General features: G+C 63.9%; 22 protein-coding genes, 1 other RNA gene and 1 pseudogene. 14 read left to right on the top strand and 10 right to left on the bottom strand.

The window, feature by feature from the left end; translation table 11 throughout:
* Positions 1–17: 17 nt before the first annotated feature.
* From DBO86_RS07155 to DBO86_RS07195, 9 genes and pseudogenes are all read right to left on the bottom strand, one after another.
* Positions 18–1142, bottom strand: coding sequence for an ABC transporter permease (locus tag DBO86_RS07155; RefSeq protein WP_108233340.1), 1125 nt, complete (start codon positions 1140–1142; stop codon positions 18–20).
* Positions 1142–3847, bottom strand: coding sequence for a ribosome-associated ATPase/putative transporter RbbA (gene rbbA, locus DBO86_RS07160; protein WP_108233341.1), 2706 nt, complete (start codon positions 3845–3847; stop codon positions 1142–1144). The genes DBO86_RS07155 and rbbA overlap by 1 nt, the downstream gene beginning before the upstream one ends.
* Positions 3844–4839: pseudogene (locus tag DBO86_RS07165) on the bottom strand (HlyD family secretion protein); the annotation flags it as partial. The gene rbbA and the pseudogene DBO86_RS07165, both read right to left, overlap by 4 nt.
* Before the next feature lie 139 nt (positions 4840–4978).
* Positions 4979–6835 carry a sensor domain-containing diguanylate cyclase gene (locus tag DBO86_RS07170; RefSeq protein ID WP_108233342.1) on the bottom strand — a complete coding sequence of 619 codons (1857 nt, stop codon included), beginning with the start codon at positions 6833–6835 and terminating at the stop codon, positions 4979–4981.
* Between the two features lie 49 nt (positions 6836–6884).
* Positions 6885–7334 (bottom strand): EVE domain-containing protein, encoded by a 450-nt coding sequence (locus DBO86_RS07175; RefSeq protein WP_003458645.1) that lies wholly within the window; start codon positions 7332–7334, stop codon positions 6885–6887.
* A 379-nt stretch (positions 7335–7713) separates the two neighbouring features.
* Positions 7714–8310: a 5-formyltetrahydrofolate cyclo-ligase gene (locus DBO86_RS07180; protein WP_108233343.1), complete on the bottom strand. Its 597-nt coding sequence runs from the start codon at positions 8308–8310 to the stop codon at positions 7714–7716.
* A gap of 55 nt (positions 8311–8365) precedes the next feature.
* A non-coding RNA gene (gene ssrS, locus DBO86_RS07185) (6S RNA) lies at positions 8366–8544 on the bottom strand.
* A gap of 67 nt (positions 8545–8611) precedes the next feature.
* A complete protein-coding gene (locus DBO86_RS07190) occupies positions 8612–8917 on the bottom strand; it encodes a cell division protein ZapA (RefSeq protein ID WP_074857491.1) in 306 nt (101 codons plus the stop codon).
* Positions 8914–9123, bottom strand: coding sequence for a TIGR02449 family protein (locus tag DBO86_RS07195; RefSeq protein WP_074857487.1), 210 nt, complete (start codon positions 9121–9123; stop codon positions 8914–8916). The genes DBO86_RS07190 and DBO86_RS07195 overlap by 4 nt, the downstream gene beginning before the upstream one ends.
* Before the next feature lie 349 nt (positions 9124–9472).
* Here DBO86_RS07195 and DBO86_RS07200 point away from each other — a divergent pair, with 349 nt between their 5' ends.
* The 13 genes from DBO86_RS07200 to DBO86_RS07260 all read left to right on the top strand — a co-directional run bounded on the left by DBO86_RS07200 (position 9473) and on the right by DBO86_RS07260 (position 21387).
* A complete protein-coding gene (locus tag DBO86_RS07200) occupies positions 9473–10027 on the top strand; it encodes a YecA/YgfB family protein (RefSeq protein ID WP_003458653.1) in 555 nt (184 codons plus the stop codon).
* Between the two features lie 18 nt (positions 10028–10045).
* Positions 10046–11380: a Xaa-Pro aminopeptidase gene (gene pepP / locus DBO86_RS07205; protein ID WP_108233344.1), complete on the top strand. Its 1335-nt coding sequence runs from the start codon at positions 10046–10048 to the stop codon at positions 11378–11380.
* A gap of 4 nt (positions 11381–11384) precedes the next feature.
* A complete protein-coding gene (gene ubiH / locus DBO86_RS07210) occupies positions 11385–12569 on the top strand; it encodes a 2-octaprenyl-6-methoxyphenyl hydroxylase (RefSeq protein ID WP_108233345.1) in 1185 nt (394 codons plus the stop codon).
* A gap of 16 nt (positions 12570–12585) precedes the next feature.
* Positions 12586–13803: a 2-octaprenyl-3-methyl-6-methoxy-1,4-benzoquinol hydroxylase gene (locus tag DBO86_RS07215; protein WP_108233346.1), complete on the top strand. Its 1218-nt coding sequence runs from the start codon at positions 12586–12588 to the stop codon at positions 13801–13803.
* A 111-nt stretch (positions 13804–13914) separates the two neighbouring features.
* A complete protein-coding gene (locus tag DBO86_RS07220) occupies positions 13915–14916 on the top strand; it encodes an extracellular solute-binding protein (protein ID WP_108233347.1) in 1002 nt (333 codons plus the stop codon).
* A 208-nt stretch (positions 14917–15124) separates the two neighbouring features.
* Positions 15125–16741 (top strand): ABC transporter permease, encoded by a 1617-nt coding sequence (locus tag DBO86_RS07225; protein WP_108233348.1) that lies wholly within the window; start codon positions 15125–15127, stop codon positions 16739–16741.
* 312 nt (positions 16742–17053) lie between these two features.
* Positions 17054–18118, top strand: a complete 1065-nt coding sequence (gene gcvT, locus DBO86_RS07230; protein ID WP_108233349.1) for a glycine cleavage system aminomethyltransferase GcvT — start codon at positions 17054–17056, stop codon at positions 18116–18118.
* A gap of 94 nt (positions 18119–18212) precedes the next feature.
* Entirely contained in the window at positions 18213–18602 is a 390-nt protein-coding gene (gcvH, locus tag DBO86_RS07235) for a glycine cleavage system protein GcvH (protein WP_108233350.1), read from the top strand.
* A 307-nt stretch (positions 18603–18909) separates the two neighbouring features.
* Positions 18910–19224 (top strand): ArsR/SmtB family transcription factor, encoded by a 315-nt coding sequence (locus tag DBO86_RS07240; RefSeq protein WP_074857458.1) that lies wholly within the window; start codon positions 18910–18912, stop codon positions 19222–19224.
* Entirely contained in the window at positions 19221–19655 is a 435-nt protein-coding gene (locus DBO86_RS07245; protein ID WP_108233351.1) for a YeeE/YedE family protein, read from the top strand. Before DBO86_RS07240 ends, DBO86_RS07245 begins: the two co-directional genes overlap by 4 nt.
* Before the next feature lie 2 nt (positions 19656–19657).
* Positions 19658–20077, top strand: coding sequence for a DUF6691 family protein (locus DBO86_RS07250; protein WP_108233352.1), 420 nt, complete (start codon positions 19658–19660; stop codon positions 20075–20077).
* Between the two features lie 14 nt (positions 20078–20091).
* Positions 20092–20280, top strand: a complete 189-nt coding sequence (locus DBO86_RS07255) for a YgaP family membrane protein (RefSeq protein ID WP_104728552.1) — start codon at positions 20092–20094, stop codon at positions 20278–20280.
* A 117-nt stretch (positions 20281–20397) separates the two neighbouring features.
* Positions 20398–21387, top strand: a complete 990-nt coding sequence (locus DBO86_RS07260) for a cytochrome-c peroxidase (RefSeq protein ID WP_108233353.1) — start codon at positions 20398–20400, stop codon at positions 21385–21387.
* A gap of 101 nt (positions 21388–21488) precedes the next feature.
* On the opposite strand, the gene aguA is transcribed toward DBO86_RS07260, so the two are convergent.
* Positions 21489–22595 (bottom strand): agmatine deiminase, encoded by a 1107-nt coding sequence (gene aguA, locus DBO86_RS07265; RefSeq protein ID WP_074857448.1) that lies wholly within the window; start codon positions 22593–22595, stop codon positions 21489–21491.
* Positions 22596–22718: 123 nt separating this feature from the next.
* On the opposite strand from aguA, the gene DBO86_RS26505 reads away from it, so the two are divergent.
* The coding region (locus DBO86_RS26505; protein WP_244185501.1) for a hypothetical protein at positions 22719–22813 on the top strand (95 nt) is incomplete at its 3' end.

The raw sequence follows: 22813 nt of genomic DNA on the forward strand, positions 1-22813 counted from the left end.
AAGCGGTTCCGGTTCTGTCAGGCCATCTGTGCCAAGGTCTTGCGAAAACGCGTCAGCGCGGCGATGAAGAACAGCGCGCCGATGCCGGCGATGGCCAGCATGTAGGGCCAGACGATCGCGAACCCCGCGCCGCGATAGAGAATGGCCTGGGCCAGCGCGACGAAGTGGGTGGTCGGCGCCGCCAGCATGATCTGCTGTACCAGCTCCGGCATGCTTTCGCGCGGCGTGGTGCCGCCGGAAAGGATCTGCAGCGGCAACAGTACCAGGATGATCAGCAGGCCCAATTGCGGCATCGAGCGCGCCACCGTGCCGAAGAAGATGCCCATCGAGGTAGTGGCGAACAGGTGCAGCGCCGCGCCAACCAGAAACAGCGCAATCGAACCCTCGATCGGCACCTGCAGCCAGCCCTGCACTACCAGCAGCAGTGACAGCGCCGCAGCTGTGAGCACCACCAGCCCCATCGACCAGACCTTGGCCAGCATGATTTCCAGTGGCGTCACCGGCATCACCAGCAGGTGTTCGACGGTGCCGTGCTCGCGTTCGCGAATCAGCGCCGCGCCGGTGAGGATGATCGACAGCATGGTGATCTGGTTGATCACCTCCATCACCGAGCCGAACCAGGCGCGCGTCAGGTTGGGGTTGAACTCTATGCGTGCCACCAGTTCGGCCGGCTGCTGCAGCTCGCCCCGGTAGCGGCGGACGAACTCGGCCACCTCGCTGGCGCCGATATTCTGGATGTAGCCGGCACCGGTGAAGGCCATGCTGACCTGGGTGGCATCGACGTTGAGCTGGATTGCCGGGCTGCGACCAGCGAGCACGTCGCGCTGGAAGTTCGGAGGAATGTTCAGGGTGAAGGTGTAGCGCCCGGCATCCATGCCGCGATCCATCTCGTTCAGGTCGATACGTTGCGGGGTACGGAAGTAGGGCGCCTGGAAGGCCTGGATCAGCCGTTCGGAGAGTTGCGACTGGTCTTCGTCGACCACGGCGATGGCGGCGTTGTGCAGGCTTTCCGGCATGCTGGTGGCGGCCGAGTAGATGCCCATGCTGAAGGCCCAGATGATCAGCAGTACCAGCGCCAGGTCATGCTGCAGGCTGCGCAGCTCCTTGATGCCGAGGTGGAGGATATTGGCCAGGCGTTCCATCACACCTCCTGTTTGCGCAGCAGGCTGGCGCTGAGCAGCGTCAGCAGCGGGATGGTCAGGGCCAGGGCGGCGAAGTAGCCGGTCAGGTCCTGCAGTTCCAGCGCCTTGGAGAAGATGCCGCGGCTGATTACCAGAAACTGCGAGGTCGGGTAGAGCTGGCCGATCAGCGCGCCCGCGCCTTCCAGCGAGGCCACCGGGTAGATCAGCCCGGAGAACTGGATGGCCGGCAGCAGGGTGACGATGGCGGTGGCGAATACGGCGGCGATCTGACTGTTGGTGAAGGTCGACATGAGCAGGCCGAGGCCGGTGGCGCAGGCCAGGTAGAGCAGGGCGCCGGCCAGCAGGGTCAGCGGGTTGCCCTTGAGCGGGACGTCGAGCACCGTGACTGCCAGCAGCATCAGCAGGATGAAGTTGAACAAACCCAGGGCTATGTAGGGCAACTGTTTACCGAGCAGGAATTCCAGGCGGGTGACCGGGGTAACGTAGAGATTGATGATCGAACCCAGCTCCTTCTCGCGCACCACACCGAGGGCCGTGAGCATCGCCGGGATCAGCATCAGCAGCAGCGGGATCACCGCCGGCACCATGGCCTTGAGGCTTTCCACGTCCGGGTTGTAGCGGTAGCGCACTTCCAGTTCGGCGGCGCTGGCTGCTTGCGGCTGTGGCGAACGCCGCGCCAGTTCGCTCAGGTAGTGCTGGTGCAGGCCGGTCACGTAGCCCTTGATGGTTTCGGCGCGGGTCGGCATGGCGCCGTCGATCCACATGCCGATCTGTGGGCTGGAGCCGCGCTTGAGATCACGGCCGAAGTGCGGCGGAATCTCCACGGCCAGGCTGATGTCGCCATTGCGCAGGCGCCGTTCCAGTTCGTCGTAGTCGCGCAGCGGCGCCTTTTCCAGGAAATAGCGCGAGCCGGACAGGTTGAGGTGGTATTCCTGGCTGGTGGTGGTCTGGTCGCGATCGAGCACGGCGAAGGTCAGGTCTTCGACGTCGAGGCTGATGCCATAGCCGATGATGAACAGCAGCAGCACGGTGCCGAGCAGCGCCATGCCGCCACGGATCGGGTCGCGGCGCAGCTCCAGCGCTTCGCGGCGGGCATAGCTGAGCAGGCGGCGCAGGCTGAAGCGTTGACGCTGTTGTGGCGGCGCCTGTTCCAGCGGCGGCGCCTCGCTGACCGCTTGCTCGCCAGCCGCCTCCTGCAGGTAAGCGATGAAGGTGGCTTCCAGGTTGTCCAGGCCGCGTTTGTCCATCAGGCCCTGCGGCGTGTCGCTGTCCAGCACGCGGCCGGCGTGCATCAGCGAGATGCGATCGCAGCGCTGCGCCTCGTTCATGAAGTGGGTGGAGATGAAGATGGTCACGCCGTCCTGGCGCGACAGGTCGAGCATCAGTTGCCAGAAACCGTCACGCGCCACCGGGTCGACGCCTGAGGTGGGCTCGTCGAGGATCAGGATTTCCGGCTTGTGAATCACCGCCACGGCCAGCGACAGGCGCTGGCGGATGCCCAATGGCAGGCGCTCGGGGAGCATGTCCATGACTTCGCCGAGGTCGAAGCGTGCGGCCATCTGCGCCACGCGTGGCTCGATCTCCTCGGCGGGTACGTGAAAGAGTTGCGCGTGCAGCACCAGGTTCTGCCGCACCGTCAGTTCGCCATACAGGGAGAACGCCTGGGACATGTAGCCGACCCTCTTGCGCGTGGCCATGTCGCGCGGGTCGACCGCCTGGCCGAACAGCAGCGCCTCGCCCTCGCTGGCCGGTAGCAGGCCGGTGAGCATCTTCATGGTGGTGCTCTTGCCGCAGCCGTTGGAGCCGAGAAAACCAAAGATTTCGCCCCGGCGGATGCGAAACGACACCGAGTCGACGGCGACGAAATCACCGAAGCGCATGGTCAGGCCCTTGGCTTCGATGGCGATCTCTTGGCTGTCTTGCAGGGGGGGAATGAGCACCTGCTGATGGCCGCGGCGGCGTTCCTCGGGCAGCAAGGCGATAAAGGCCTGTTCCAGGCTGGCGCTGTTGGTGCGTACGCGCAGTTCCGCCGGGCTGCCTTCGGCCAGCACGCGTCCGGCATCCATCGCCACCAGGTGGTCGAAGCGCTCGGCTTCCTCCATATAGGCCGTGGCCACCAGCACGCTCATCTGCGGACGCTGTGCGCGAATGCGCGCGATCAGTTCCCAGAACTGGTTGCGCGACAGCGGGTCGACGCCGGTGGTTGGCTCGTCGAGGATCAGCAGGTCGGGGTCGTGGATCAGCGCGCAGCACAGCCCCAGCTTCTGCTTCATGCCGCCCGACAGCTTACCCGCCGGACGCTCGCGGAAGGCCGACATACCGGTGCTGCGCAGCAGGTCTTCGATGCGTCGCTCGCGTTCGGCAGCGTCCTGACCGAACAGGCGACCGAAGAAATCCAGGTTCTCGAACACCGACAGCGTCGGGTAGAGGTTCTTGCCCAGGCCCTGCGGCATGTAGGCGATATGCGGGCAGACATTGCGCCGATGACGGGCATCGGCCATGTCGCCGTCGAGCACCTCGACGAGGCCGTCCTGAATCTTGCGTGCCCCGGCGATCAGCGCCAGCAAGCTGGACTTGCCGACACCGTCGGGGCCGATCAGGCCGACCATGCAGCGGGCCGGCAGTGCCAGCTCGATCTGTTGCAGCGCGTGGGTCTGGCCGTAGCGCAGGCCGACGCCGCTCAGGCGTGCGACCGCCGCGTTCATTGCGGAACCTTGATCGCCAGATGCGCGGGCCACTCGGCGTCAGGGTCGAGGCGCAGGTAGGCCATGCCCGGTACACCGGTCTTGACCTGCTGCAGGTGCCTGCTCAGCAACTCGGGATCGAGGCGCGCCTTGACCCGGAACATCAGTTTCTCGCGCTCGTTGGCGGTTTCCACGCTCTTCGGGGTGAACTGGGCGACGCTGGCGGCATAGCTGACCCTGGCCGGAATCACGTACTGCGGTACGGCATCGATCACCAGGCGTACCTCGCTGCCGAGGGCGACGCGACCGGCCTGACGTTCGGGCAGGAAGAAGGTCATGTAGACGTCGGTGAGGTCCACCAGGTTGAGCAGCTTGCCGCCGGCACCCAGCACTTCACCGGGTTGGCTCACGCGGTATTGCACGCGACCGGCGCGAGGCGCCTTGAGCAGGCTGTCATCGATGTCCACCTGCAGGCGCTCGACGCTGGCTCGGGCCGCCTCGGTCGCCGATTGCGCTTCGATGGCCTGCGATTGCGCGGCGGCGATACCGGCCTCGGCCGAGCTTACCTGGGCGCGCGCGGCGGCCAGCGCGGCTTCGGCGCTTTGCAGGCGGGCCAGATCGTCATCCAGCGTCTGCTGAGGCAGGGCGTTGCGCTTGACCAGGGTGGCGCTGCGCGCGTGACGTTTGCGCGCGGCATCCAGTTCGGCCTGGCGCTGGCGCACCACGGCTTCGGCGGCCAGCTTCTCGCTTTGGCGCAGGCTGATCTGGCTGGCGGCGGTGGTCTGGCCATTCTCGGCCTGGCGCAATTGGGCGCGGGCCTGCGCCTGTTGGGCTTCGAGCACCTGGGTGTCCATGCGCGCGAGAACCTGGCCTGGCTCGACGAAGTCACCTTCATCGACCTCGATGCTGGCAACGCGCCCGGCGAGCTTGGTGGCCACATCCACTTCGGTGGCCTCGATGCGTCCGTTGCCGCTGGCGAAGCCCTCGCCCAGGCCGTTCGGGCGCAGCTGCCACTAGGCTGTGGCAGCCAGTACGGCGACGGCGGCAGCGAGCAGAACGGCCTGGCGAGATTTGACGTTGATCATTTCGGCTTCCCTGTTGAACCCCGGTTGCGGGGTTTTCACGACCTGTCGATTGTCTGTCGAATGCGCATTAGGTGGCTTGATGCAGGTCAAGCACGGGCGGCTGCCACAGGCAGGTGCGGTTACGCCCTTCATGTTTGGCACGGTACAGCGCCTGATCGCCCTGGGCGAGCAATTCGCCTGGCTGTTCGTCAATCACTGGATCCACTACGGTGATGCCGATACTCAGGGTCAAACGCCCCAGCGGGCTGGTTGGGTGCTTGATATCCAGGCTGGCTATCGCTGCATGAATGCGTGCGGCGACCTGCTCGGCGCCCTCCTGATGGGTGTTGGCGAGGATGATGGCGAACTCCTCGCCACCGTAGCGGCAGGCCGTATCGCCTTCGCGTTGCAGGCTGTCGCGCAGGGCTGCACTGACTCTGCGTAGGGCGTCGTCACCGGCGAGGTGGCCGAGTGCATCGTTGTAGGCCTTGAAGTGGTCGATATCCAGCATCAACAGCGCCAGGGGCGCGTCGAGGCGGCGCAGGCGGCGCCATTCGGCCAGCAGTTGCTGGTCGAAGTGGCGGCGGTTGTACAGGCCGGTCAGGCCGTCGAGTTGCGACAGGCGTTGCAGTTGCGCTTCCAGTTGCAGGCGTTCGCTGTTGTCGCGAGAAACGGCGATCAGGTATTCGCGGTCATGCAGTTGCACCAGTTGGGTGTTGATCTCGGCAGGCTGGCGGCTACCGTCGCGGCGGATCAGTTCACGCTGGAAGATTCGCGAGAGATTGGCGCGTTGCGCCTGACGTGCCTGCTCCAGCCAGCGGTGAAAGTCGGGCATCAGCTTTTCCGGGTCGTCACGCAGCAGTTCGGCGAATTGCTCGGGGCGATAGCCGAGCGTGGCGTAGGTGGCCTGATTCATGTGCAGCAGCTCGCGGCTGCTGCTGTCGAAGATGAACAGGCCGTCATGGCTGGAGTCGGTCAGGTCGAGCACCAGTTGCAGGCGTTCGCGGTTCTCGCGCAGGCGTTGCTCGGTTTCTTCACGGCGTTCGGCTTCCTCGCGGAAACGTCGATTGGCCAGTTGCAGGGCCCGGGCGCGGCGGCTGTTTTCCAGGGCCAGGGCCAGTGCTGCGACCAGCAGCAGGCTGATCGCCAGGCTGGCGCCGAGCGCCACGCCGGGCAAGGGCGACTCGAGTTGGTCGAGCAATTGCTCGGTGGGGCTCAGGCGCAGACTGAAGTCCTGGTTGTTGAGCAGACTCAGGCCCAGTTGCAGGCCGTGTCGCATATCGGTGTCCGCTGCGCCATGACGAAACAGGCTGTGACCGTTCTCCAGCAGCTCGAGGTTGAAGGCTTCGCGATTGATCTGGGTGAGCAGCTGCAGCATCAGCGGTTCGACGCGAAATACGCCCTGCAGGAAACCGTCGAACACCTTGCTGCCATTCAGCTCGCGATACAGCGGTGTATAGAGAACAAAACCGCGTCCGCCCTGGACCAGATCGAAGCTGTTGGAGAAGCGCTGTTCACCGCTCTCGCGAGCTTCCATCGCCAATGGGTAATTGGGGTGCTCCGGGTGCAGACGAAAATTCAGCGCCGCTTCGTTGCCGGCTACCGGCAGCAGCCAGCGCATATGCAGGTCGGGGCCAATCCATTGGATCGACTGGTAGGCAGGAAAGCCGCGTAGGGCAAGCTCCACTTCTTCGCCCCAGCTGGCGCGTGGCAGGCGGCCGAGGCTGTTCCACAAGCGGGCGATGCGTTCGAGGCTGGCCACTTCCAGGTGCAGCGTGCTTTCCAGCTGACGCGCCAGGCTGCGTGCCTGGTAGCCGATACGCTCATCGACACGCTGTTGCTGTACGGCCTCGATCTGACGCCAAAGCAGAACGCTGGCGCCGCTCAGTACCAGTAACAGGAGCGCCAGCGCAAGTCGCGCCGGCCAGGGGGAGGATGCCGGCATGGAAAAACTCCTAGGCTCTGTGTGGTGATAGCACAGTGCCGCATGCGACTCAACGCATGGCGAGAATTGCCGTCCATTCGGCATCGCTCACCGGCATCACCGACAGGCGACTACCACGTTGTACCAACGCCAGTTCGGCCAGGAGCGGGTTGTTCTTCAGGTGTTGCAGCGCCAGTACCTCGTCGAAGGCTTCGACGAACTCGACGTCCAGGGCGCTCCAGGGGTTCTTCTCGGTACTGGCCTTGGGGTCGTGATAATGGCTTTGCGGATCGAGCGCGGTGGGGTCCGGGTAGATCTCGCCGGCAATGCGTGCAATGCCGGCGATGCCGGGTTGCGGGCAGCTGGAGTGATAGAAGAAGAACAGATCGCCCGGCTTCATTGCGCGCATGAAGTTGCGCGCCTGGTAATTGCGTACGCCATCCCAGCGCGTTTTGCCCAGTCGTTGCAGGTCATGGATGGACAATTCATCGGGTTCGGACTTCATCAGCCAATAAGGCATGAACTTTGCTCCTGCAGGTCTGTCGTAAGCGGACGCTCGTTTGAGGGGGATCTCCGACGGCCGGTTGGCGTCGGAAATTGCACAGTGCATGGCACTGAAGGAAAATGCCCGGCTAAACGCTTGGCGCTGTCGTATTGGATAAAACAATAACGCGCGACCAACGCGCGCATTGCCTTGAAGGGGGAGGCAATAAATGAAACGCAAGCCAGATCTTTTGTGGGTTCTCGTCGTACTGTTCAGTCTGGGTGTGGTTACCACGGGTTACACCCAGAGCCTTTGGGAGCGACAGAGCGACGCTCCGATCAATGTAACGCAGCAGCCCTGATTCGCGGGCAGCCAGCGTAAGCGCCGCAGGGAACGCGGTGCCGCATCTTTCGATTCAATACCACGCCTTGTCCGTCACCGTTGCCTGCAAGGGAACGTCCCAGCTGGCCATAGCCAGTTCTTCCACGCGCTGACATTCGTGCGCCAGGCCCAGCAGCGTCGGCATGTGCCAATTCTTGCGCCTGTGCAGATAGGCCAGGCTGCGGTCGTAGAAGCCGCCCCCCATGCCCAGGCGCCCGCCACGATCATCGAAGCCCACCAGCGGCAGCAGCACCAGATCCAGGGCCCAGACCTTGCGTTGGCGCTTTGGCTGCGGGCGTGGTTCGAGGATGCGAAAACGATTACCTGCCAGTTTCTCGTGCCGGCTGACGCGCTGGAAGACCATCTTGGTGCGCGGCCAGGCGCTGAGCACCGGCAGGTAGATGTGCTTGCCGCGTTTCTGCGCAGCGGCGAGCAGTGGCCGCGGATCGATTTCGCCATCGTTGGGCAGGTACAGGGCGATGTGCCGGGCGCGACGAAACTGCGGGCTTTGTGCCAGTTGCCGATACAGGTTGCGTGCAGCAACACGTTGCTGGCTGCGGCTGAGCGCACGCCGGCGCAGGCGCAGTACGCGGCGCAGTTGCGGGCGACTGGGAGTGCTGGACGTGGTCATGAGGTGAGGTTGTGCTGAGGCAGATAGCAGTGCTGAAACGCGCTGCAGGAAATGATGACTTCCCGGCGTGCCGCTGTCGGTTTAGCCCTTGAACCCGAAAGTTCAAGGTGGAGGTTGCAGGAGGCGTTAAGGCTTTCCGTCAGGCGGACATGCACACCGGCCCCAACTTGCAACCCCCGTGGTTGTGCGTATCGGCTCAGGGACATCACCGACTGGCGCACACCCCAGGAAGTTGGGCTTAGTATACCCGAACAGAGGGTGTGCGGGGCGGCCTGCGACGAAATGGCAGGCATGAAGGTGCTCAGGGCGTCGGGTCGTCGGCCAGCGCATGGTCGACACGATCGAGCAGATCGCGCACCTGCTGGCGGGTGGAGCTGGCGTCCTGATCCAGGCGCTGCTGCCTGTGCAGCAGGTCATGGGTGATGTTCAGCGCGGCCATCACCGCCACGCGGTCGGCGCCAATCACCTTGCCGCTGGTGCGGATCTCACGCATCTTGCCGTCCAGGTAGCGGGCAGCGCTTTCCAGGTTGGCGCGTTCATCCTGCGGGCAGGCGATGCAATATTCTTTGTCCAGAATGTGGACGGTCACGGTGTTCGACTGGGTCATGAGTCCTGCTCCAGGGCTTTGAGGCGCGAAATCATCGATTCGACCTTGTGCCGGGCCAATTCGTTCTTTTCGATCAGATGAGCGCGTTCCTCGCGCCAGGCCTGTTCATTCGCCAGCAGGAGTCGGTTGTGAGCCTTTAGCTGCTCGACACGCTGGATCAGCAGCTCCAGCTTGGCGGTCAATGCGTGCAAATCGGCGTCTTCCATGGGCTCTCGCTATGGGAGGGAATGGCTGGACTATATAGGCCTGTCCCGTTCAGGGCACCTCTAAAAACTACCTGCGTTGTCATCACTGCGTTAAAAACAAGCTCAAAATGTTAATTGCAACTCGTAAAGTCGAGCGCGACTCCGATCGTTTCTCGCTTGTTTTTGCCTTGTGCTGACTGCCTCGCCTACGTTCTTAGATGCGCCCGTCATGGGTCAAACCATGCTTGACAGTGGTGTGATGCAGATGACGGCATCACCCCGGCGGCCTCGGATGGTCTTGCCACGTCTGCCGGTGCTAGGATACGAGGCCTCCATTCTAGAGATTGCGCCGCCTGGCGCCTAGCTATCTATGTCGATTCCAAGCTCTCCCTACGCCGCCTTCGCCGCTTTGCTCAACAGCGCCGGGCATTCCGTTTCCCCTGCCGAACTGCACGGCCTGCTGCTTGGTCGCAGCTGTGCAGGCGCCGGCTTCGACGCCGATGCCTGGCTGCTTGACGCGGCTGATCTGCTCGGCGGCGAGCCGCAGGACAACGTGCGCCAGGCGCTGATCGGCCTGCAGGAGATGGTCAAGGGCGAATTGTGCAGCGAGGACATCACCGTGGTGCTGCTGTTGCCCGATGACGAAGCTCCGCTGGCGCAGCGCGCGGTCGCGCTGGGGCAGTGGTGCCAGGGCTTTCTCGCCGGTTTCGGCCTGACCGCCCGCGACGGCGCGCTGAGCGCCGAAGCTATGGAAGTGTTGCAGGATCTCTCCGCCATCGCTCAGGTGCAGAGTGCCCTGGAAGAGTCCGAAGATGGCGAGAGCGACTACATGGAGGTCATGGAGTACCTGCGGGTGGCGCCGCTGCTGCTGTTTAGCGAATGTGCCAAGCCCGCTGCGCCTGCCGCCAAACCCTCTCTGCACTGATTTTTGCCGGAGTCTGCCGTGATCAGTATCCCCAAGTCCGAATATGCCCGTCGGCGCAAGGCGCTGATGGCGCAGATGGAGCCCAACAGCATCGCCATCCTGCCTGCGGCGCCGGTGTATATCCGCAATCGTGACGTCGAGCACGTCTACCGCCAGGACAGCGACTTCCAGTACCTCACCGGTTTTCCCGAGCCGGAGGCGGTGATGGCGCTGATTCCCGGGCGCGAGCATGGCGAGTATGTGCTGTTCTGCCGCGAGCGTGACCCGGAGCGCGAATTGTGGGACGGTCTGCGCGCCGGCCAGGACGGTGCGATCAGTACATTCGGCGCCGATGACGCCTTCCCCATCGGCGATATCGACGACATCCTGCCGGGGCTGATCGAAGGCCGCGAGCGCGTCTACTACGCCATCGGTTGCAACCAGGAGTTCGATCATCGGCTGATGGAGTGGATCAACCACATCCGCGCCAAGGCCCGTCAGGGCGCCACGCCGCCGAGCGAGTTCGTCGCCCTCGATCACCTGTTGCACGACATGCGTCTGTACAAGTCGGCTGCCGAGGTGAAGGTGATGAAGGAGGCCGCCGAGATCAGTGCGCGTGCGCACGTGCGCGCGATGCAGGCCAGCCGCGCCGGACTGTTCGAATACCACCTGGAAGCCGAGCTGGAGTACGAATTTCGCAAGGGCGGGGCGAAGATGCCGGCCTACGGCAGCATCGTCGCCGCGGGCAAAAATGCATGCATCCTGCACTACCGTGAGAACAATGCACCGCTCAAGGACGGCGACCTGGTACTGATCGACGCTGGCTGCGAGATCGACTGCTACGCCAGCGACATCACACGCACCTTCCCGGTCAGCGGTAAGTTCTCGCCCGAGCAGAAGGCCATCTACGAACTGGTGCTCAAGGCCAACGAGGAGGCATTCAAGTTCATTGCTCCAGGCCGGCACTGGAACGAGGCCCATGAGGCCACCGTGCGGGTGATCACTGCCGGCCTGGTTGATCTGGGTCTGCTCGAGGGTGATGTTGACGAGCTGATCGCCAGCGAAGCCTACAAGCCTTTCTATATGCACCGCGCCGGCCACTGGCTGGGCATGGATGTGCATGACGTCGGCGATTACAAGGTCGGCGGGCAGTGGCGCGTGCTGGAGGTCGGCATGGCGATGACCGTCGAGCCAGGTATCTATATCGCCCCTGACAACGACAAGGTTGCCAAGAAATGGCGCGGCATCGGTGTGCGCATCGAGGACGACGTGGTCGTGACCAAGAAGGGCTGCGAGATTCTCACCAACGGTGTGCCCAAGACCGTTGCCGAGATCGAGGCGCTGATGGCGGCCGCGCGTAGCGAGGCGGCCTGAGCCCATGTCACGCGTGCAGTTGGCGATCATCGGTGGCGGTCTGGTCGGCGCGAGCCTGGCGCTGGCGCTGCAGGACACCGCGCGTCAGCGTGGCTGGCGCATCGCCCTGATCGAACCCTTTGCCCCAGGCAGCGAATACCAGCCCAGCTATGACGCGCGCTCTACCGCGCTGTCCTATGGCAGCCGGCTGATCTACGAGCGCCTCGGCCTGTGGCAGAGCATCGCCCAGCGCGCCGAGCCGATTCAGCAGATTCATGTGTCCGACCGCGGCCGCTTCGGCGCCACGCGTCTGCAGGCCATCGAGGAAGGCGTACCGGCGCTCGGCTATGTGGTGGAGAACGCCTGGATTGGCCATTGCCTGTGGCAGGCGCTGGATGCGGATGTGATCGAATGGCGTTGCCCGGCCGAGGTGGTCGGCATGCAGCGCCAGGGTGACGGTTATCGCCTGACCCTGAATGACGAAACCTGCCTCGACTGCGATCTTGCCGTGCTTGCCGACGGTGGGCGTTCCGCTTTGCGTGAACAGCTCGGCATCAACGTCAGCAGCAAGCCCTACGGGCAGAGCGCACTGATCGCCAACGTCAGCCCGCTGGAGGCGCATCGCGGTCAGGCCTTCGAGCGCTTCACCGATGACGGTCCGATGGCCATGCTGCCGCTGGAAGGCAACCGCTGCGCATTGGTCTGGACGCGCAGCAACGCCGATGCCGAGCGCCTGTTGCGTGTCAGCGAGGCACAATTTCTGGCCGAACTGCAGCAGGCCTTCGGCTATCGTCTGGGTGCCTTGCGCCAGGTGGGCGCACGGCATCTCTATCCGCTGAGCCTGGTCGAGGCGCAGGAGCAGGTACGTGCGCATCTGGTGGTGCTGGGCAATGCCGCGCACAGCCTGCACCCCATCGCCGGCCAGGGCTATAACCTGTCGCTGCGCGATACCCTGGCGCTGGCCGAGGTGCTGATCGACAGCGAGGCCGCACTGGGCGACTTCGTCACCCTGCAGCGTTACCAGCAACGGCAGCAACTCGATCAGCACATGACGGTCGGCTTCTCCGACCAGGTGACGCGTCTGTTCAGTAATGCGCAGCCGCTGCTGACCGCCGGGCGCAACCTGGGTTTGCTCGGCCTCGATCTGCTGCCACCGGCCAAGCGCTGGTTCGCCCGGCAGGCCATGGGTATGGGTACGCGAAGCCTCTGACAGCCAAGGAATGAATATGCGAGCGGATCTGATCATTGTCGGCGCCGGAATGGTCGGCAGCACCCTGGCCCTGGCGCTGGAGCACTGCGGCCTGGACATCCTGATCGTCGACGGCAGCCCGCTGAGCGTGGCGCCATTCGCTGTGCAGGCACCGTTCGAGCCGCGTGTCAGCGCATTGTCGATGGCCAGCCAGCGCATTCTCGAACGTCTGGGCGTTTGGCCTGGCATTGCCGCGCGGCGTGCCTGCCCTTACGGTGAAATGCGTGTGTGGGACGGTTCCGGCACTGGCAGCATCCACTTCGCCGCCGCCAGCGTGCATGCCGAGACACTGGGCCATATCGTCGAGAACCGTGTGGTGCAGGACGCTCTGCTCGAGCGCTTGCACGACAGCCAGATCGGTCTGCTGCCCGGTGCGCGTCTGGAGCAATTGCGCCGCTCCGGCGATGACTGGCTGCTGACCCTCACCGATGGCCGTCAACTGCGTGCGCCGCTGCTGGTGGCAGCCGATGGCGCCAACTCGGCAGTGCGTCGCCTGGCTGGTTGCGCCACGCGCGAATGGGATTACCTGCACCACGCGATCGTCACCAGCGTGCGCTGCGAGCAGCCACATCAGGCCACCGCCTGGCAGCGCTTCACTGACGACGGCCCGCTGGCCTTCCTGCCCTTGGCCGGGCCGGCTGACGAGCACTGGTGCTCGATCGTCTGGTCGACCGTGCCGGCTGAGGCCGAGCGCCTGATGGCGCTGGATGATGCCGCCTTCTGTGTCGAGCTGGGCAAGGCCTTCGAGCATCGCCTGGGCCAGGTGCTACATGCCGACCGCCGTCTGTGCATTCCACTGCGTCAGCGTCATGCCAAGCGCTATGTCGAGCCGGGGCTGGCGCTGATCGGCGATGCCGCGCACAGCATCCATCCGCTGGCCGGGCAGGGGGTCAATCTGGGCTTCCTCGATGCGGCGGTGCTGGCCGAGGTGCTGCTGCATGCCGCCGAGCGCGGCGAGCGCCTCAGTGATGAGCGGGTGCTGAGCCGCTACGAGCGCCGGCGTATGCCGCATAACCTGGCGATGATGGCGGCGATGGAGGGCTTCCAGCGTCTGTTCCAGGCCGACCCACTGCCGCTGCGCCTGCTGCGCAATGTCGGCCTCGACCTGGTCGATGGCCAGGCCGAGGCCAAGGCGCTGTTCGTGCGTCAGGCGCTGGGGGTATCGGGCGATCTGCCGGAGTTGGCGCGAGTCTGATACGACGCAACTTGTAATAACTGCTGCGTTTCGTCCCGCTGTTTACGTTGAGAAAGCAAATAACATTCACTACTATTCAGCTACTTTACTCATCCAAAAGAGGCTGGTCCCATGAAGGCTCGCAACGCACTGCTCGCTGCATTCACCCTCAGCACCCTGGCTACTGCCGTGCAGGCTGCTGATGAGGTGGTGGTTTACTCTGCCCGTATCGACGAGCTGATCAAGCCGGTGTTCGATGCCTACACCGAGAAAACCGGGGTCAAGGTGAAGTTCATCACCGACAAGGAAGCCCCGCTGATCGCCCGCCTCAAGGCCGAAGGTGCCAACACCCCGGCTGACCTGCTGATCACCGTCGACGCCGGTAACCTCTGGCAGGCCGAGCAGGAAGGCGTGCTGCAGCCGACCAAGTCCGACATCATCGACGCCAATATTCCCGCCCAGTACCGCTCCAGCACCGATAGCTGGACCGGCCTGTCGCTGCGCGCACGGACGATTTTCTACTCCACCGAGCGCGTCAAGCCGGAGGAGCTGTCCACCTACGAAGCCCTGGCCGACAAGAACTGGGAAGGTCGCCTGTGCCTGCGCACCAGCAAGAAGGTCTACAACCAGTCGCTGACCGCCACCCTGATCGAAGCCCACGGCGCTGAGAAGACCGAGGAAATCGTCAAGGGTTGGGTCAACAACCTGGCCACCGACGTATTCCCGGATGACACCGCGCTGCTGCAGGCCATCGACGCCGGCCAGTGCGACGTGGGCATCACCAACACCTATTACTACGGCCGTCTGCACAAGCAGCAGCCGGATCTGAAGGTCAAGCCGTTTTGGCCGAACCAGAACGACCGTGGCGTACACGTCAACCTGGCCGGTGCCGGCGTAACCAAGCATGCGCCGCACGCCGAGCAGGCCAGGAAGCTGCTGGAGTGGATGACCACCCCGGAAGCGCAGAGCATCTTCGCCGGCGTCAACCAGGAATTCCCGGCCAACCCGGCCGTGGCACCGTCCAAGGAAGTAGCGGCCTGGGGTACCTTCAAGGCTGACTCGGTTGCTACCGAAGTGGCCGGCAAGCGTCAGGCCGAAGCGACCATGCTGATGGATCGCGCCGGCTGGCAGTAACGGGGATCGTGCCCACGCTCCGGCGTGGGTGCGTCGCCCGTGACGCCCGCGTCACGCCTGTTGGCTCTGACGCTGGAGCGTCGAGCGCTGCATTCCCGCGCGGAGCGTGGGAACGATTATCGTACCTTCGGTGATCCGCGCCGCTGCCGTTATACTGCGACGCCCCGCCTGGTCGGGGCGTCGTCATTTGTGTAATCGAGGAATCCGCGTGCCGCATCCTGTCCAGCGTCGCTGGTACCCCATCGTCCTGGCCGTCGCCGTTCTGGTGCTGATGCCGTTGTCGGTATTGCTGCTGAGCTGGCATGAGGTCGACCAGCAGATCTGGTCGCACCTGTGGCAGACGCAGATGACGCGGCTGATCGGCAACACGTTGACCTTGGTGATAGGCGTTGGTGTGGGTGTGACGCTGTTGGGCGTCAGCCTGGCCTGGCTCACCAGCCTCTGCGAATTTCCCGGTCGGCGTTGGCTGGATTGGGCGCTGATGCTGCCCTTCGCCATTCCTGCCTACGTGTTGGCCTTCGTCTTCGTCGGCTTGCTGGATTTCGCCGGCCCGGTGCAGACGCTGCTGCGCGAATGGTTCGGCAGCGGCTTTCGTTTGCCCCGCGTGCGCTCCACTGGCGGCGTGATCATCGTTTTGGTGCTGGTGTTCTACCCCTACGTCTATCTGCTCGCCCGTGGCGCGTTTCTGGCTCAGGGCAAGGGCTTGATGGAGGCCGCGCGGGTGCTCGGGCAGAGCCCCTGGCAGGCCTTCTGGCGGGTGGCGCTGCCAATGGCGCGGCCAGCCATCGGTGCCGGTCTGGCGTTGGCGATCATGGAAACCCTGGCCGACTTCGGCGCGGTATCGGTGTTCAACTTCGACACCTTCACCACGGCGATCTACAAGACCTGGTACAGCTTCTACAGCCTGACCAGCGCCACGCAACTGGCCAGCCTGCTGCTGCTGGCCGTCGCCCTGGTGCTTTATGGCGAGCGTCGTGCGCGTGGTGCGGCGCGGCCGGCCAACGAGCGGCCGCGCGGCAAGGCGCTGTATCACCTGCACGGCTGGAAGGCCTTCGCGGCCAGCGCCTGGTGCGGTCTGGTATTCGCCTGCGCCTTCGTCATCCCGCTGCTGCAACTGCTGGCCTGGTTCTGGCAGCGCGGTCGCTTCGACCTTGATGAGCGCTACGCCGGGCTGATTCTGCATACCCTTTATCTGGGCGGCATGGCGGCGCTGATCACCGTCAGTGTGGCCATGCTGCTGGCTTTCGCCCGGCGTCAGGCGCCGAATCGCGGCGTGCGTTTCGGTGTGGCGTTGGGCAACCTCGGTTATGCCCTGCCGGGGTCGGTGCTGGCGGTGGCGATCATGTTGGCCTTCAGTTTCCTTGATCGTGAACTGGTGATTCCGCTATCCACGGCACTGGGTGGAGCCGGCAAGCCGCTGCTGATGGGGAGCCTCACGGCGCTGCTGGTGGCCTATCTGATCCGCTTCATGGCCGTGGCATTCGGGCCGCTGGAAACCAGCCTGGCGCGAATTCGCCCGTCGTTGCCGGAGGCCTCGCGCAGCCTGGGCGTTGGCGGCGTTGGCCTGTTCTTCAAGGTCTACCTGCCGCTGCTGCTGCCGGGCACCCTGTCCGCCGCGTTGCTGGTATTCGTCGATGTGCTCAAGGAGATGCCGGCGACCCTGCTGATGCGGCCGTTCGGCTGGGACACGTTGTCGGTACGCGTGTTCGAGATGACCAGCGAAGGCGAATGGGCGCGCGCCTCGTTGCCGGCGCTGACGCTGGTGCTGGTCGGCCTGTTGCCGGTGATTTTGCTGATCCGCCGCTCGGCCCGTGGTTTCGGTTGATCAATGCCAGGCTGTAGGGCGGGTGCAACCCGCCAGTGTTGGGGCATGGCGGGTTGCACCCGCCCTACGACCTGAAGCCAGGATGACCCCCCGGACGCATGCGGCTACAATGCGCGCCATTCGCGAGCCGAGGTAACCCGGCAGGCTGCTGAGAAACGTAAGCGAGGCCGCCAGTGCAAGGCGCGGGCAAGCGAGAAAGCGGAGTGTGCTTTTGCACATGAGCATTTCGAGCTTGCCTGCAACGCAGCAATGGCAACGCAGCTAGTTTCTCGGGGCTGAATCGCTTCGCCAAGCCCGGAAGGAGATTTACCCATGGGACAGCGCACCCCCCTCTATGACCTGCATGTGGCGTTGGGGGCCAAGATGGTGGATTTCGGCGGCTGGGACATGCCGCTGCACTATGGTTCGCAAGTCGAGGAACATCATCAGGTGCGCCGCGAGTGCGGCGTATTCGATGTCTCGCACATGTGCGTGGTGGACGTCAGTGGTGAGCAGGCGCAGGCCTACCTGCAGCGCCTGCTGGCCAATGACGTGGCGCGCCTGCAGACGCCTGGCAAGGCGCTGTACAGCGCCATGCTCAACGAGCAGGGCGGGGTGATCGATGACCTGATCGTCTACCTGACCGGCTCTTCTTCTCCGGCACCGGGCTATCGCCTGGTGCTCAATGCGGGGACTCGCGACAAGGACCTGGCCTGGATGCACGCCCAGACCGCCGAGTTCGCTGTCGAAGTGCGCGAGCGCCGCGACCTCGCGGTTTTGGCCATTCAAGGCCCCAAGGCCCGTGCCGCGCTGATTCACGAGCTCAAGCCGTTCCAGGGGCTGCCAGAGGCTGACTGGTTCATCGCGCGTACGGGTTATACCGGCGAGGATGGTCTGGAGATCGTGCTGCCGGCGGCAGAGGTGGTGCCTTTTTTCAACGATTTGGTCGGTGCCGGTATTTCGCCGATTGGCCTGGGTGCGCGTGACACCCTGCGCCTGGAAGCGGGCATGAACCTGTATGGCCAGGACATGGACGAGCAGGTCAGCCCGCTGGCTGCCAACATGGCCTGGACCATCGCCTGGGAACCCGCTGCGCGTGACTTTATCGGTCGTATGCCGCTGGAGGCACAACGCGCCGTCGGCTGCCCGAGCAAGCTGGTTGGGCTGGTGCTGGAGGAGCGCGGCGTGCTGCGTGCACACCAGGTGGTACGCGTTGATGGCATTGGTGATGGCGAGATCACCAGTGGCAGCTTCTCGCCTACGCTGAACAAATCCATCGCGCTGGCGCGGGTACCGGCCGCGACCGGGGATCGTGCCGAGGTGGAGATCCGCGGCAAGTGGTACCCGGTGCGGGTGGTCAGGCCGAGCTTCGTGCGCAACGGTAAAACCCTTATCTGAATCATCAGGTCGCGGTGCTGGCTTCCCCTGGCGCTGCGGCCTGCTAAATTGTCCAGACGGCCCACTTGTCGTCACCGTTTACGAGGAATCAAACATGAGCAATATCCCCGCCGATCTGCGTTATGCCGCCAGCCACGAGTGGGCGCGCCTGGAGGCTGACGGTAGCGTGACCGTGGGCATTTCCGACCACGCCCAGGAAGCCCTCGGCGACGTGGTATTCATCGAGCTGCCGGAAGTCGGCAAGCAACTGAGCGCCGGCCAGGAAGCCGGTGTGGTGGAGTCGGTCAAGGCTGCCTCCGACATCTATGCGCCGGTTGGCGGCGAAGTGATCGCCATCAACGAAGCGCTGGCTGACAGCCCGGAAAGCGTCAACAGCGACCCCTATGGCAGCTGGTTCTTCAAGCTCAAACCGAGCGACACCAGCGAGCTGGACAAGCTGCTGGACGCTGCCGCCTATCAGGCTGCTGCTGACGCCGACGCCTGATTCATCAGGCCTCGATCCAGAAACCCGCTGCGGCGGGTTTCTGCGTTTCTGGGCTCTGCTAGTGAATCCGCATGCAGGGCGTCAGTGGTAGCCCGGATGTATCCGGGGAGTGAGGCGCTTTAGCGGCGAGTTCTTTTCGCGGCTAAAGCCCCTCCCACGATTTGTGCTGTGCATGCATCGGTTGATGCAGGTAGGCGCGTTCTTGTAAGGCCCGTTCAACTCCCTCTTTAACCGCTGGTCGGTTGGGCTAACATTTGTTCGAAATACAATATATATAAATACATATTGTATTAAGTGAAGGTGTTCCGTGACTGAGCCCATCGATATCCAGCAGCTGCGCGCCAATGCCGACGCCGCCGGGCAACTGCTCAAGGCGTTGGCCAATCCTGATCGCCTGTTGCTGCTCTGCCAGCTGTCGCAAGGCGAGCGCAATGTCAGTGAGCTGGAGGCATTGCTCGGCATTCAACAGCCGACGTTGTCGCAACAGCTCGCCGTGCTGCGTCGCGAGGGGCTGGTGGATACTCGCCGTGACGGCAAGCAGATCTTCTACCGCATCAGCAGCCCGGCCGCGTTGGCGGTGATCGAGACGCTGTATCGGCTGTTTTGTGAGGATCGGCAATGACCATCGACTGGGTTGGATTCACGCCCTGGAGCGCCCTGGCTGGCGGCGCCCTGATCGGTCTGGCGGCCTCGCTGTTCGCGCTGCTCAATGGCCGCGTGGCTGGCATCAGCGGCCTGCTTGGCAGCCTGCTGCAGCGTCAGGGCGAAGGGCGCGGCGAAAAAGCAGCGTTCCTTATTGGCCTGCTTCTGGCGCCCTTGCTCTGGGGATTGTTCGCGGCATTACCGCCGATTCATTTCGAGACGAGCAGTCTCGGCTTGATCGTCGCCGGCTTGCTGGTCGGTATCGGCACCCGTTATGGCTCGGGCTGCACCAGCGGCCACGGCGTTTGCGGTATCTCCCGCCTATCGCCGCGCTCGATGCTGGCAACCCTGTGCTTCATGGCCACGGGTTTCGTCACGGTCTTTGTTCTGCGTCATCTGCTGGGAGCTTGAACATGGCCAGACTCAGTGCATTCGTCTGCGGCCTGCTGTTTGGTCTGGGCCTGCTGCTGGCGGGCATGGCCGACCCGGCCAAGGTGCTGGCATTTCTCGATCTGGCCGGCAATTGGGATCCCTCGCTGGCGCTGGTGATGGCCGGGGCCATAGGCGTAGCAGCGTTACCGTTGAACCTGGCGCAGCGGCGCAGTAAGGCTCTGCTGGGTGGCGCCATGCAGTTGCCGACCCGCCGCGATCTTGATGCTCGCCTGATTGGCGGCAGCCTGCTGTTCGGGGTCGGTTGGGGTATCGCTGGCATCTGTCCGGGGCCGGCTGTTGCCATCCTGCTGAGCGGGCACTGGCAGGCCCTGCTGTTCGTCGCGGCGATGCTCGCCGGCATGCTGATCTTTACTGCGCTGGAAGGCTGGCGCGGACGTTGACCTGGAGAACCTCGATGAAAGCCAATGTTGGAACGCTCGACCGCAGTCTGCGCATCGCCGCAGGTCTGATTCTTATCGCGCTGAGTATTGCTGGTGTCATCGGTCTGTGGGGTTGGATCGGTGTGGTGCCACTGGCGACCGGCATCTTGCGTTTCTGCCCGGCGTATCCATTGCTGGGTATCAACACCTGCAAAATAAAATGAAACATATCCACTGAGGCGAGATGCGCATGCGGCTTGATGCAGATCAAGTCGCCCCGGGTGTGCGCTGGGCATGGTCGAGACATAACCAGAACAGCCAATATCTGAGGAGATACACGCATGCGCACTCTGACCTTGCTGGCCGGGTTGTGCCTGGGCGCCAGCGCCTGGGCCAATCTACCCGCCAACGAACCCGTCGAGCCGATCGCACCGGCCGAGATCACTGATCCGGCCAAGGTGGAGCTGGGCAAGCAGCTGTTCTTCGACCCGCGCCTGTCGCGCTCGGGGTTTATTTCCTGCAACTCCTGCCACAACCTGTCGATGGGCGGCAGCGACAACCTGCCGAGCTCCATCGGTCATAACTGGCAGCAAGGGCCGATCAATTCGCCGACCGTGCTCAATTCCAGTCTCAACCTTGCGCAGTTCTGGGACGGCCGCGCTGCCGATCTCAAAGAGCAAGCTGCCGGCCCCATCGCCAACCCGATGGAAATGGCCTTTACCCACATTCTCGCCGTCGACGTACTGCGCTCGATCCCGCAATACCGTGAGTCGTTCAAGGCCGTGTACAAGATCGATGAAATCACCCTCGATGAGGTGACCGACGCCATTGCCGAATTCGAAAAGACCCTGGTCACGCCCAACTCGCGCTTCGACCTGTGGCTCAAAGGGGATGCTGAGGCCATCACCAAGACCGAGCTGGAAGGTTACGAGCTGTTCAAGTCCATCGGCTGTGTCGCTTGTCACAACGGCCCGGCGCTGGGCGGCAACTCGTTCCAGAAGATGGGGCTGGTCGAACCCTATGAAACCAGCAACCCCGCCGAAGGCGTTGCCGGCCTGACCGGCAAGGATGCCGACCGCTTCAAGTTCAAGGTGCCGACCCTGCGCAACGTCGAACTGACCTATCCCTACTTCCACGACGGTGCCTACTGGAAGCTGGAAGAGTCGGTAGACATCATGGCTCGCTTGCAGTTGGGTCGTAAGCTGAGCGAGGAGGAGATCGGCAAGATCACCGCCTTTCTAAAGACCCTGACCGGCGAGCAGCCGAGCTTCGCCCTGCCGATCCTTCCGCCGTCGCACAACGATACGCCGCGGCCGCAGCCGTTCGAGTGAGTTGGCGCTAACGAAAACGCCCGGCATGTGCCGGGCGTTCATGGATCTAGGGTGGGTAAAACCCGCCAGCAGCGGTGCGGGCTGCACACGCCCTACATGGTTCAGCGCCCTTGCGGCGCCGGCTGCTGCTGGGTGATGCAGTGGATATTGCCGCCACCGAGCAGAATCTCGCGGCCCGGCACCATCACCACGCGATGCTCGGGGAAGATGCGCTGGAGAATGGCGCGGGCCTCTTCGTCCTTCGGGTCATCGAAGCTCGGCGCGACGATGCCGCCGTTGACGATCAGGAAGTTGACGTAGGAGCCGGCCAGGCGAACCTCCGGACTACGCTCCTGGCTGCCGTCGACGATGTCGACGCCCGCGCATTCTTCGGCGCTGGCATGGATCGGGCCGGGGATCGGCATCTTGTGCACGGTCAGCTGACGGCCCTTGGCGTCGCGCGCGTTTTCCAGCACGCGCATGGCGGCCTGGCAGCGCGGATAGTTGGGGTCGTTCGCATCGTCGGTCCAGGCCAGCAGCACCTCACCTGGGCGCACGTAGCAGCAGAAGTTGTCGACGTGGCCGTCGGTCTCATCGTTGTACAGGCCGTCGGGTAGCCAGATCACCGTGTCGATGGAGAGGTGGTCGCGCAGCACATTCTCGATCTCTTCGCGCGACAGGTGCGGGTTGCGGTTCTTGTTCAGCAGGCACTCCTCGGTGGTGATCAGGGTGCCTTCACCATCGACATGGATCGAGCCACCCTCGAGCACGAAACCCTCGGTGCGATAGCGCTTGCAGCCTTCGATCTCGAGAATCTTGCGCGCCACCTGGTCGTCACGCAGCCACGGCCAGTACAGGCCGCCGTCGAAGCCGCCCCAGGCGTTGAAGGCCCAGTCCACGCCGCGCACGTCGCCGCTGTCGTTAATCACGAAGGTCGGCCCGGTGTCGCGTACCCAGGCATCGTCGGTGGTGATTTCCACCAGGCGGATGTTGACGTCGTCCAGGCGGGCGCGGGCGTTTTCATACTGCGCGGCGCTGACGCAGACGGTCACCGGCTCGAACTGGGCGATGGCCTTGGCCACGGCGGTGAAGGCCGCCTGCGCCGGCTTGCCGCCGTTGCGCCAGTTGTCCGGGCGCTCGGGCCAGACCATCCAGGTCTGGCTGTGGGTTTCCCATTCCGCCGGCATGCGGAAGCCATCGGCGCGTGGCGTGGTGTTCAGCGTGGTCATATTTCACCTGTAGCCCGTGGTCATATTTCACCTGTAGCCCAATGAGATGGACTCCTCCCTCCTACGGCGTCATTGCGCCAGACTGTAGGTTACGAAACAAACAATCCCGGAGGGGGAGCCCGCATGAAACTTAAACGCATAGGCGTGGATTTGGCAAAGCAGGTTTTTCAAGTTCATGGTGTCGACAGCCATGAGCAGGTCAAATGCCGCAAGCAACT

Source organism: Ectopseudomonas oleovorans (genome assembly GCF_003052605.1).
Lineage (GTDB): Bacteria > Pseudomonadota > Gammaproteobacteria > Pseudomonadales > Pseudomonadaceae > Aquipseudomonas > Aquipseudomonas oleovorans_A.